This window comes from Micromonospora echinospora, from assembly GCF_900091495.1.
Classification (GTDB): Bacteria; Actinomycetota; Actinomycetes; order Mycobacteriales; family Micromonosporaceae; genus Micromonospora; species Micromonospora echinospora.
This window is the reverse complement of the sequence record NZ_LT607413.1, coordinates 4298294-4310055: the sequence shown is the minus strand read 5'-3', so window position 1 is coordinate 4310055 and position 11762 is coordinate 4298294. Positions and strand designations below refer to the sequence as shown.

The following is an 11762-nucleotide window of genomic DNA, read 5'->3' as shown; positions in this document are numbered from 1 at the left end:
GGCGCACCGGGCCGGTGGTGGTCGCCCGGCTCACCGGCGTGGTGGTCGCCCGGCTCACCGGGCCACCGCCTCGTGGACGAATCGGAGCAGTGCCTCGTCGCCGTCGCGCCGGCCGTAGTTGGCGGCGGCGGCGCCCATCGCGGCGAGTCGGTGCGGGTCGCGGATCAGCGGGATCACCGTCCGCTCCAGCCAGTCCGGGGTGAGCTCGGCGTCGTCCACCAGCAGCCCGCCGCCGGCCTCGACCACGGGCAGCGCGTTGCGCTTCTGCTCCTGGTTGCTGTGCGGGTACGGCACGTAGATGGTGGGCAGTCCGATCGCGGCCACCTCGGCGCAGGTCATCGCCCCGCCCCGGCCGAGCATCAGGTCGGCGGCGGCGTAGCCCAGCTCCATCTCGGACAGGTAGGGCAGGGTGACGTACGGCACCGGCAGGTCGGTGGGGATCGGCACCGGCTCGTTGCGGGCGCCGATCACGTGCAGCACCTGCACGCCGTAGCGGGCCAGCTCCTTCGCTGCCCCGGCCACGGCCAGGTTGATCGAGCGGGCGCCCTGCGAGCCGCCGGCGACGAAGAGCACCGGCAGGTCGGGACGGAGCCCGAAGCGGGCCCGGGCGGCGTTGCGGTACGCGACCCGGTCCAGCCCGGCGATGCCGCGCCGCAGCGGCACCCCGACCACCCGGGCCTCCCGCAGCGCCTCGGCCTGCACCGGTTGGTGCGGGAAGCCCACCGCCACGTGCTGGGTGAACTTCATGCCGAGCCGGTTGGCCACCCCCGGCGGCACGTTGACCTCGTGGATGACGATCGGCAGGTCCCGCCGCCAGGCGGCGAGGTAGCCGGGCACCGAGACGTACCCGCCGAAGCCGACGACCACGTCGGCGCGTACCTCGTCGATCACCTTGCCGGCGGCGCGGGCCGCGGTCCACATCCGACCCGGGGTACGGACCAGGTTCATGTTGACCGAGCGCGGCAGCTGGTAGGCGGGGATCGTGCGCAGGTCGTAGCCGTGCGGCGGGATCAGCTCGTTCTCCAGGCCCTTCGGCGTGCCCAGGCAGGTGATCCGGACGTTCGGGTCGTGCCGGCGGAGGCAGTCGGCGAAGGCGAGCAGCGGGTAGATGTGTCCCCCGGTGCCCCCTCCGCAGAGCACCACCGAACGCAGCGGACCCATCAGCGTCTCCTCTCACTGGCCGACCCGGCGCGGGTCCGGGTGCCCCGGGCTCCGCGCGGAGCGGTCTCGTCGTCGTCCTTCCGCCGCGTCCGCGCCCGGGGTACGGACCCACGGTCGGCCGGGGGCGTCGCCGGCCGGCGACGCCGGCCGGGAAGCGGCGGCAACGGGGCCCACACTAGTCGGACCCATCGGGCGGGCGGACGGGCGTGCATGGCCCGCGCGGCGTCCGGCTCGGCACGGGCGAAGGAGGCGAGCATCCCGATCGCGGCGAGGGTGACCACCAGGGCGCTGCCGCCGTCGGAGATGAACGGCAGCGGCAGGCCGGTGATCGGCAGCAGCCCCACCACCCCACCGATGTTGATCACGGCCTGGCTGACCAGCCAGGTGGTGACGGCGGCGGCGGCGAGCCGCCGGAACGGGTCCTCGACCCGACGGGCGATGCGCAGCCCGGTGTACGCGAGCACCGCGAAGAGCACCAGCACCACGACGCAGCCGACCACCCCGAGCTCCTCGGCGATGACCGCGAAGATGAAGTCGTTGTTGGCGGCGGGCAGCCAGTCCCACTTGGTCCGGCTCTGGCCGAGCCCGGTTCCGAACCAGCCGCCCAGGTCGATCGCGTAGCGGGCCTGGTCGGCCTGATAGCAAGGGTCGCCGCACTCGTCTGGGGGAGGCCGGTTGATGAAGTAGGTGAGCCGGGCGAGGCGGTAGTTCGCCTCGCCCCTGGCGCCGGAACCGGCGCCGAGCGAGGCGACCGCCACCAGCAGGCCCACCCCGACCAGGCCGACCACGGAGAGCACGGCGAAGACCCGCTTGCGCACCCCGGCCGCCCAGAGCAGGCCGATCACCAGGGCCAGCAGGCAGAGCATGGTGCCCAGGTCGTTGTAGCCGACCAGCACGAAGAGCAGCCCGACCACCGGGAAGAGCGGGGTCGCCAACTCCTTCCACCAGCCCAGCTTGACGCCCTTGCGTGCGACGACGTCGGCGCCCCAGAGCACCATGGCGAACTTGGCCAGCTCGGAGGGTTGCAACCCGATCGGTCCCAGGTAGAGCCAGAGCAGCTCCGCCTCGAACGGGCCGATCTTCGGGTCGGTCTTGAACAGCCGGCCGTACACCAGCAGCAGGTTGAGCAGCACCAGCAACGCCACCGACAGCCCGAGCACCGGCCCGCCGAGCACCCGGAAGGTGCGGGCCGGCAGCCGTTGGCAGGCCCAGAAGGCGACGATGCCGATCACCGCGAAGATCGCCTGCTTGGTGAGCGCGGCGAAGGCGTTCCCCTCCTCGGCGTACGCCTTCACGCTGGTCGCGGAGAAGACCATGGTCAACCCGATGACCAGCAGCAGGCCGGCGCTGGAGATCAGCAGGTAGTAGGAGGCCAGCGGCCGGGCGAGCAGGCCGCGCAACGCCGCCAGCCCACCGGCGGCGTCCAGGCCGCGCAGCGGCGCGGGCGGGTCGGCGGTACGCCCTGCGGCGGCTCCCCGCGGCTGCCCGTCGACCGTCCTGGTGTTCCCTCGGTCCTCCCCCACCCGCCCATCATCGCCGCTGCCACCGCCCGCTTCGCGCGGAACCCCCGACTCTCGGCGTGTCGGCTTGCCGCCCGAGGTGGTAGCAGGGGTCCCCTGTTACCGCTTTTTGCGTAACAGGGGACCCCTGCTACCAACCACCCGACGGGCGTCAGCCGACGTTGGCGAGGAACTCGCTGTAGAAGAGGCCGAGCGCGATGGCCACCCCGATCCCGGCGATGATCCAGAAACGGACCACGATGTTGACCTCGCTCCAGCCGGCCAACTCGAAGTGGTGCTGGAGCGGGGACATCCGGAACACCCGCTTGCCGGTGGTCTTGAAGGAGATGATCTGGATGACCACCGACATGGTGATGATCACGAACAGCCCACCGATGATCGGCAGCAGCAGCACGGTACGGGTGGACATCGCCATGCCGGCGATCAGCCCGCCCAGGCCGAGCGCCCCGGTGTCACCCATGAAGATCCGGGCCGGTGAGGTGTTCCACCAGAGGAAGCCGACACAGGCGCCGGCCGCCGCGCCCGCGATCAGCGCGATCTCCAGCGGGTCCCGGACGGTGTAGCAGTAGTCCTCGGTGTAGTTCGGGTCGGCGCACCAGTGCCGGTACTGCCAGAACGCGATCAGCGCGTACGCGGCGAGCACCATCACCGACGCGCCGGTGGCCAGACCGTCCAGACCGTCGGTGAGGTTGACGCCGTTGGTCGCCGCCATCACCACGAAGATGAAGATGACCACCGAGGCGACCTTGCCGACCTCCAGCGCCGGGATGTCCCGGATGAAGCTCAGGGTGGTGCTGCCGACGGTCTCGACGTTGGTGATCGCGCCGCTCGCGTCGGTCATGCTGCTGGGGAAGTAGAGCGCCACCACCCCGAAGACCGCGCCCACCAGGATCTGGCCGATCAGCTTTGCCCGCGCGCTGATGCCGCCGCTGTTGCGCTTGCGGACCTTGACGAAGTCGTCGACGAAGCCGACCGCGCCGGAGAAGACCATCAGCCCCAGCAGCACCAGCGCGGTGATGGTCGGTTCGACCTGGGCGATCTGCTGGTCCGGCAGGGTGGTCAGGGCGAGGTGCCCGGCGACGTACGCAATGACCGTGGCGATGATGAACACCACCCCGCCCATGGTGGGGGTGCCCTTCTTGCCCTGGTTGCTGGCGAGCCCGATGGATCGGATCGGCTGTCCCGCCTTGAGCCGGGTGAACACCTTGATCGCGATCGGGGTGGTGAGGAGCGAGACGAGGAAGGCCACCCCGATGGCCACGATGACGGCCCTCATGCGGCGTCCCCACCCCCGGTGTCGACGCGCAGCGCGTCGGCCACCTCCCAGGTGCGGTACCGGGAGCCCTTGACCAGGACCACGTCCCCTGGCCGTAGCTCACTGCGCAGCACCTCGACGGCCGCTGCCTGATCGGTGAGCAGCACCGATTCTCCTCCCCAGTTTCCTACCGCTGTCGCGCCTGCTTGGATCGGTGCCGCCGCCGCGTCCACCACGAGCAGCCGGTCGACACCCAGTTCGGCCGCGAGCCGGCCGACCTCCCGGTGCCCGTCGACCTCGAACGGGCCCAGTTCGGCCATGTAGCCGAGCACCGCGATCGTCCGCCCGTCCCGCCGCATGCCGGCCAGCGCGCGCAGCGCGACCGCCATCGACGCCGGGTTGGCGTTGTACGAGTCGTCGATCACCGTCACCCCGTCGGGGCGGTCGAAAACGTCCATCCGCCGGGTCGACACCAGCCCCAGCCCGCCGAGCGCCTCGGCCAGGTCGGTCAGGGGCATGCCCAGTTCCCGGGCCACCGCGGCGGCGGCCAGCGAGTTGGAGACCTGGTGGCGGCCGGTCAGCCCGAGCCGCACCGGCACACTGCCCTCCGGCGTGACCAGGGTGTACGAGGGGCGCCCGCGCTCGTCCAGCGTCACGTCGGTGGCCCGTACGTCGGCGTCGACCGCCTCGCCGTAGCGGACCACCCGCGCCCGGGTGCGGTCGGCCATCGCCGCGACCAACGGGTCGTCGGCGTTGAGCACGGCGAGCCCGTCGACCGGCAGCGCCTCGACCAGTTCCCCCTTGGCCAGGGCGATGGTCTCCCGGGAGCCGAACTCCCCGATGTGCGCCACCCCGACGTTGAGCACCACCGAGATCCGGGGCGGCACCACGTCGCAGAGGTAGCGGACATGTCCCAGGCCTCGCGCGCCCTTCTCCAGCACCAGGAACCGGGTCTCCGGTCCGGCCTGCAACGCCGTGTACGGGTGGCCCAGCTCGTTGTTGAACGACCCGGGCGGGGCCACCGTCGGGCCGAGCCGGACGGTGAGCTGGGCGATCAGGTCCTTGGTGGTGGTCTTGCCGGAGGAACCGGTGATGCCGATGACGGTCAGCCCCGGCAGCCGGTCCACCACGGCACGGGCGAGCCGGCCCATCGCGGCGAGCGCGTCGGCGACCAGCACCATCGGCACGCCGGGCACCTCCCGGGTGCCGAGGACGGCGACCGCGCCGCCGGCCACCGCGCGGGCCGCGTAGTCGTGCCCGTCGACCTTCTCCCCGTCGAAGGCGACGAAGAGTCCGCCGGGGCGGACCTTGCGGGAGTCGAACTCGACCGGGCCGCGCACCCTGGCGGTCGGGTCGGCGCCGACCAGCCGTCCGTCGACGGCGGTGGCGAGTTCGGCCAGCGTCAGCGCTATCACGACTGCTCCACCCGGTTTCCGAAGCGGGCGCGCAGCGCGTCCGCCAGTTCCGTCCGGTCGTCGAACGGCAACACCTCGTCGCCGATTTCCTGGCCGCGTTCGTGGCCCTTGCCGAGCACGGCCACCACGTCGCCCGGACCGGCTGTCCGGACCGCCTCGTCGATGGCGGCACGGCGGCCGGCCACGTCGCGAACGGTCACCGGCCGGGCGTCGGGCGCGGCGGCCGCAGTCTCGGCACCGGCCCGGACCTCGGCCCGGATCGCCGCCGGGTCCTCGGTGCGGGGGTTGTCGTCGGTCACCAGGACCACGTCGGCCCCCTGCGCGGCGGCTGCCCCCATCACCGGGCGCTTGCCCCGGTCCCGGTCCCCGCCGGCCCCGATGACGCAGATCAGCCGGCCGCCGTCGACGGTCAGCTCCCGCAGGGCGGCCAGGGCCGCGACGATCGCGTCCGGCTTGTGCGCGTAGTCGACCACGCCCTTAACCGGGCCGGGCGCCCGGACCAGCTCCAGCCGCCCCGGCACACCCGGGCAGTCGGCCACCCCGGCGGCGGCGGTACGCGGGTCCACCCCGACCGCCACCAGGCTGGCGATGGCGAGCAGGGCGTTGGCGACGTTGTGCCGGCCGGGCAGCGCCACCCCGGCGGCGACGATCAGCCCGTCCGGGCCGTGGGCGGTGAACCGCTGGGCGTAGCCGGCGTCGTCGACGTCCGAGGCCCACCAGGTGGCGGTCGGGTCGCCGGCGGCCGAGTAGCTGACCGTCGCCGGCGTGAACAGTGGACGCAGCGCCGGGTCGTCGAGGTTGAGCACCTCGGTCGCGCAGCGGCCGTCGAAGAGGCGGGCCTTCGCGGCGAAGTAGTCGGCGGTGTCGGTGTGGAAGTCCAGGTGGTCGGAGCCGAAGTTGGTGTACCCGCCGACGGCGAACCGGACGCCGCCGACCCGCCCCATGGCCAGCGCGTGGCTGGACACCTCCATGACCACCGCGGTCACCCCCCGTTCCCGGGCGGCGGCGAGCATGGCGTGCAGGTCGGTGGCTTCCGGGGTGGTCCGCACGCTGTCCACCACCAGGTCGCCGAGGCGGGTCTCGACGGTGCCGATCAGGCCGGTGGTGTGCCCGGCGGCGCGCAGCCCGGACTCGACCAGGTAGGCGGTGGAGGTCTTGCCGGCGGTGCCGGTCACCCCGATGACGGTGAGCCCCTCGGTCGGGTCGCCGTAGACGGCGGAGGCGAGCGGGCCGAGCGCGTCCCGTGGATCGGCGACGACCAACGCCGGCAGCCCGGCAGCGGCCACCGCCGCCCGCCCGGCCTCGTCGGTCAGCGCGGCCACCGCGCCGGCCGCCGCCGCGGCGGCGGCGAACTCCGCGCCGTGCCGGCGGGCACCGGGCAGTGCGGCGTACAGGTCGCCGGGGCGAACCTCCTGGCTGGCGTGGGTCACCCCGGTCACCGGCACGTCCGCGGCCTGCGCCGGCGGCTCGACACCGAGTCGCGCGGCGAGCGCGCCGAGCCGGATTCCGATCACGGTACGGGGGCGTGGATTGCCGGGCACGGCGTCAGACCCTACCCGGTCGGTCGGCGGGGGCCGCACAGCCGCCCCGGTGGTTCGTCCCCACTCACCGATGATGTCCCGGTCTGCCTGGTCAGCGCGGATAGACGGTGAACTCCGGTCACTTCTCCCCGGTCGGCGGCACCTTGTAGTGACGCAGGGTGAACCCCATCATGTCGCGGAAGGCGGGACCGGCGATCGCGCCGCCCCCACCGCCCGGGGTGTGCGCGAAGACCGCGATCACGTAGCGCGGGTTCTCCGCCGGGGCCATCCCGATGAACGAGGCCACCTCGCCGGGCTGCTTCTTCCCGTCCACCAGCCGCCAGCCGGTGCCAGTCTTGCCGGCGACCCGGTAGCCGGGAACGGCCGCGGTGACGCCGGTGGCGCCCTCCTCGGTGGTCACCGCCTCCAGGATGGCGCGCAGGGCCTTGGCGTTCTCCGGGCTGAGCACCGACCGGGTGACCGGCGGTTTGGTGGGGGTGCGCTTCCCGTTCGGGTCGATGGTCTCCTTGACCAGGCGGGGCTGGACCCAGGTGCCGTTGTTGGCGATCGCCGCGTACACGGCGGCCATCTGCAACGGGGTGGCGTCCACGCTGTGCCCGATCGGCACCGAGCCGGCCGACGAGCCGCTCCACTCCGACGGTGGCAGCAGCTGGCCGGGTGCCTCGCCGGGCATACCCACCCCCGTCGGCTTCCCCAGCCCGAACCGCTGCTGGTACTCGTACAGCTTCTCCTTGCCGAGCTGGTCGGCGATCTTGATCGTGCCGACGTTCGAGGAGTACGCCATCATCTCGGGCAGGCTCATCGTCCGGCCGTTCGCCTTGTGCGTGTCGGAGAACCAGGTGTCGCCCTTGAGGATCGAGTTCTCCACCGGGAAGGTCGTGTCGGGCGTGATCACCCCCTCCTGGAGCGCCGCGCCGAAGGTGATCGCCTTGTGCACCGAGCCGGGGTCGACCACGAAGCTGGTGGCGGCGTCCTCCCGGTCGGTGGGCTTGCTCTTGTCCGGGTCGGCGGCGTTGTAGGTGGGGTGGCTGGCCTGGGCCAGGATCTCGCCGGACGGGATCTCGATGACGACCGCCGCGCCGGTGCTGCCGTTGACCTTCGCCATCCGGTCGCTGAGGATCTCCTGGTAGCGGTACTGGAGGTCCCGGTCGACGGTGAGCGCGAGGGAGCTGCCCGGCTTCGCCTCGGTGGTCTCGCTGTAGCCACCGGGGATCGGCGCGCTCAGGTCGCCCGCGCCGGTCTCGAAGACCCGCTTGCCGTCCTCACCGGCGAGCAGGTCGTCGTAGCGGGCCTCCAGCCCCTCCAGCCCGACCATGTCCTGGCTGGTGAAACCGATCAGGTTCGCCGCCAGGTCGTCCCCGGGCACCTCGCGGCGCTCGTCCCGGTGCGCGCCGATACCGTGAAGCTTCAGCTCCAGGATCTTCCTGGCGGTGTCGATCTCGACGCCCCGCGCGAGGTACTCGAACTCGGACTCCCGGCCGTCCTCGCGCACGCGCGGGGCCATCCGCTCGGCCAGGTCGGAGACCGGGATGCCGAGCAGCGGGGAGAGCGCCTTGGCGGTGGCCGGGATGTCCTTCACCCGTGTCGGGTCGGCGAAGACGTACCGGGCCTCGACGCTGTGCGCCAGCGGGTTGCCGTCCCGGTCGTAGATCGCCCCGCGCGCGGCCGGCAGTTCCACCGTGCTCAGCCGGTCGGCGACGCCGCCGCCGGCGTATGCCGGAGCCTCCACGGCCTGGAGCGCGACCAGGCGGATGCCGATGACGGCGAAGAGGGTGAGGGTGAGGACGGTGCCGAGCCGCAGCCGGCGGCGCGGGTCGGCGAGCAACGGCGGACGGCGCGGCTTGCGCACGGGCCGCCGCCCGGCGGTCGCCGGTCGCGGAGAACGACGACGGGGCGGCGTGGGCTCATCGTCCTGCGCGCCCCCGCCTCGCGCCGCCCCCCGCGAGCCGGCCCGGGTGCCGGAAGGGTCGACGGTGCGGATCACGGTGGCCCGGGTGGCCGGCGCGGCCCGACGGCCGGTACGCCCGGCCCCGGTCCGGCCCCCGTCGAGCACCTGGAGGGCCGGGCGGAACGGGTCGGCGGAACGGGTGCCACGCGGGTCGCGACGCTGGTCGCCGCCGGTGGTGCGACGGGCGGCGGCGGTGCGTTCCTCGCGCTCGCTGCGGCCCGGCAGCCCCGACTGGCGGCTGGCGCGGTCGTCCCGGCCGGTCCCCCGCGCGGTGCCGGTGCGCTCGTCGTGGCTCTCCCGGACGGTACGGCCCCGAGGCGTGTACGACCGCGCGCCGGAGATCCCGCCCACGCCCGGCTCACGCGGCTCGCCACCCCGGTCACCGGCGGCACGCGACGAACCGCGCCGGGAGCCTGTGGCGTCCCGGCGCGGTTCCTCTGGTCTGGGGGCCACAGGTCAGTCTCCCGTGCCCTGCTGGCTCGTGATGGCCGGCCGGCCGCCCGCCGGGCGGGGCACGCCGATCACTTCCCCGTCCGGCAGCTGGATGAAGGCCGGGTCGTCCGACTCGACCAGGCCCAGCTTCCGGGCGTTGGCGGTCAGGTTGCCCGGCGCCTCGTGCTCGGCGATCTGCTTCTCCAGCTGCTGCTGGTCGACGTCGAGCTTGGCCTGCTGCTGCTGGAGCTTCTCCAGCCGGAAGGCGTTCTCGTTGATCTTGGTGTTGACCAGCAGGATGCCGAGCACCCCGCCGACCACCAGGACCAGGACCAGGGCGACGAACGGCGCCCGCGGCACGGAGACCGGCGGCGGCGGCGCGACCCGCAGGCGCGGCGCGGTCGGCCGGGTGGCGCTGCTGCTCCGCGGCGCCGGTTGCAGCGCGGCGCTGCCCTGGGTCGGGAACTCGCGCGCCCCCCGGGCGCGGTTCTCGCCCTGGCGCCGGGCACGGTCCGGTCCGGTCACGCCGGTGCCCACCGACGCGGTGCGCGCCGCCACGGTCCGGCCCCCCGACCGCGGTGTACGCTGCCCCGCGCCGGAAGAGTCCCGGCGGTCGCGCTTGTTGACGTTCATGATCCCTCCCCCTCTTCGTCGTCCGTCGTCGTGCCGTCGTCCGGGGCCACCCGCAGGTCCACTGTGGAACCCTTGGGCAACCCCACCCCCTGGTGCATCGCCCTGACCCGCCGGCGGTACCGTTCGCGTTCGGCACCGCCTGGGCGTTCCGCGTCGGGGTCGATCCGCTCCGCGGCACGCAGTCGCACCGACGCGGCCCGTGGGTTCGCCGTGACCTCCGTCTCCCCGGGCAGCTCGGCGCCCCGGCTGAGCAGCCGGAACGTCGGGCCGGTGCCGGGCAGTTCGACCGGGAGGTCGACCGGACCCTGACGTCGGGTCCGCTCGGCGAGCGCCGCCTTGGTGAGCCGGTCCTCCAGTGACTGGTAGGACAGGACCACCATGCGGCCACCCACGGTCAGTGCGTCGAGCGCGGCCGGCAGCGCCGTCTCCAGCGCTGCCAGTTCCTTGTTTACCTCGATCCGTAAAGCCTGAAACGTTCTCTTTGCCGGGTGACCGCCGGTTCGTCGGGCCGGTGCCGGGATGGCCTCCTGGACCAGTTCCGCCAGCCGGGCCGTCGAGGTGATCCGCGCCCGCTGCCGTTCCCGGATGATCGCCGAGGCGATCCGGCCGGCGAAGCGCTCCTCGCCGTAGGTCCGCAGGACGCGGGCCAGGTCCGGATGGGAGTAGGTGTTGACCACCTCCTCCGCCGTCGTCCCCCGGGTCTGGTCCATCCGCATGTCCAGCGGGGCGTCCCGCGCGTAGGCGAACCCACGGTCGGGTTCGTCCAGTTGCAGCGAGGAGACCCCGAGGTCGAAGAGGATGCCGTCGACGGCCGGGACACCCAGCCGGTCGAGCACCTCGGGCAGTTCGTCGTAGACGGCGTGCACCAGGTGGACCCGGTCGGCGAACCGGGCCAACCGGGCCCGGGCGTGCGCCAGGGCCTCGGTGTCCCGGTCCAGACCGATCAGGGTGGTCCGGGGATGCGCCTCGAGTACCGCCTCGGCGTGCCCGGCCAGCCCCAGGGTGGCATCGACGTGGACCGTCGACCCGGGCCGGTCCAGCGCGGGGGCCAGTAGCTCGAGACACCGCTCGAGCAGTACCGGCACGTGCGTGCCGCGTAGCTCCCCCATGTCGACCCCCACTGGTACCGGACCTTCTCTCTCGTGTTGTCTGCGTCGTCGTCACGACACCCCGTCGTACCGCCAGATCCCCATCCGCTCCCGCCCGCTCCCCGACCGCGGCTCGAGGAGACCGGATCGTGCCCCTGGCACCGGGGAAGGGGTGCCAGGAACGCGAAGCGGCTGGAGATCTCGCAGTACGTCGGGCGTCGTCACGCCCTACAGACCGCCGGGCAACACCCCCTCGGAGATGTCGGAGAAGCCCTCCTCGCTCTCCGCGAGGTAGGTTTCCCAGGCGGCCCGGTCCCAGATCTCCACCCGGGTGTGCGCGCCGATCACCGCGAGGTCGCGGTCGAGACCGGCGTACTCCCTCAGGTGGGCGGGGACGGTGACCCGGCCCTGCTTGTCGGGAACCTCGTCGTGTGCGCTGGCGAAGAAGACCCGGCTGTACGCCCGCGCGGCCTTGTGCGTCATCGGTTGCTGACGCAACTGGTCGGCGATGCGCTGGAACTCGGGCGTCGGGAAGACGTAGAGACAGCGTTCCTGCCCTTTGGTGATCACGACACCCCCCGCCAGCCCGTCCCGGAACCTCGCCGGGAGAATCAACCGGCCTTTGTCGTCCAGGCGTGGAGTGTGGGTGCCGAGGAACACGGCCCAACCCCCTCGCCCTTCGGCGGCGTTCGCGGCGCCGCTGACCCCCCGGGCCGGTGGGCCCTCCCGGCCTCACCATTGCGCTCCACTCTACTCCACTTCCCTCCAC

9 protein-coding genes are annotated in these 11762 nt (G+C 73.1%); all 9 read right to left on the bottom strand.

Annotated features, from left to right (window positions below):
* Positions 1 to 54: 54 nt before the first annotated feature.
* Entirely contained in the window at positions 55 to 1161 is a 1107-nt protein-coding gene (murG, locus tag GA0070618_RS19430) for an undecaprenyldiphospho-muramoylpentapeptide beta-N-acetylglucosaminyltransferase (protein ID WP_088982899.1), read from the bottom strand.
* Positions 1161 to 2570 carry an FtsW/RodA/SpoVE family cell cycle protein gene (locus GA0070618_RS19425; RefSeq protein WP_088985673.1) on the bottom strand — a complete coding sequence of 470 codons (1410 nt, stop codon included), beginning with the start codon at positions 2568 to 2570 and terminating at the stop codon, positions 1161 to 1163. Before GA0070618_RS19425 ends, murG begins: the two co-directional genes overlap by 1 nt.
* Before the next feature lie 262 nt (positions 2571 to 2832).
* Positions 2833 to 3957 carry a phospho-N-acetylmuramoyl-pentapeptide-transferase gene (mraY, locus tag GA0070618_RS19420; protein WP_088982898.1) on the bottom strand — a complete coding sequence of 375 codons (1125 nt, stop codon included), beginning with the start codon at positions 3955 to 3957 and terminating at the stop codon, positions 2833 to 2835.
* A complete protein-coding gene (locus GA0070618_RS19415) occupies positions 3954 to 5351 on the bottom strand; it encodes a UDP-N-acetylmuramoyl-tripeptide--D-alanyl-D-alanine ligase (protein WP_088982897.1) in 1398 nt (465 codons plus the stop codon). Before GA0070618_RS19415 ends, mraY begins: the two co-directional genes overlap by 4 nt.
* Positions 5348 to 6931, bottom strand: a complete 1584-nt coding sequence (locus GA0070618_RS19410) for a UDP-N-acetylmuramoyl-L-alanyl-D-glutamate--2,6-diaminopimelate ligase (RefSeq protein ID WP_088982896.1) — start codon at positions 6929 to 6931, stop codon at positions 5348 to 5350. The genes GA0070618_RS19415 and GA0070618_RS19410 overlap by 4 nt, the downstream gene beginning before the upstream one ends.
* Positions 6932 to 7010: 79 nt before the next feature.
* A complete protein-coding gene (locus GA0070618_RS19405) occupies positions 7011 to 9293 on the bottom strand; it encodes a peptidoglycan D,D-transpeptidase FtsI family protein (protein WP_088982895.1) in 2283 nt (760 codons plus the stop codon).
* 3 nt (positions 9294 to 9296) lie between these two features.
* Positions 9297 to 9905, bottom strand: a complete 609-nt coding sequence (gene ftsL / locus GA0070618_RS19400) for a cell division protein FtsL (protein ID WP_088982894.1) — start codon at positions 9903 to 9905, stop codon at positions 9297 to 9299.
* Positions 9902 to 11014 carry a 16S rRNA (cytosine(1402)-N(4))-methyltransferase RsmH gene (gene rsmH / locus GA0070618_RS19395; RefSeq protein WP_088985672.1) on the bottom strand — a complete coding sequence of 371 codons (1113 nt, stop codon included), beginning with the start codon at positions 11012 to 11014 and terminating at the stop codon, positions 9902 to 9904. Before rsmH ends, ftsL begins: the two co-directional genes overlap by 4 nt.
* 207 nt (positions 11015 to 11221) lie before the next feature.
* Positions 11222 to 11653: a division/cell wall cluster transcriptional repressor MraZ gene (mraZ, locus tag GA0070618_RS19390; protein WP_088982893.1), complete on the bottom strand. Its 432-nt coding sequence runs from the start codon at positions 11651 to 11653 to the stop codon at positions 11222 to 11224.
* Positions 11654 to 11762: the final 109 nt, after the last annotated feature.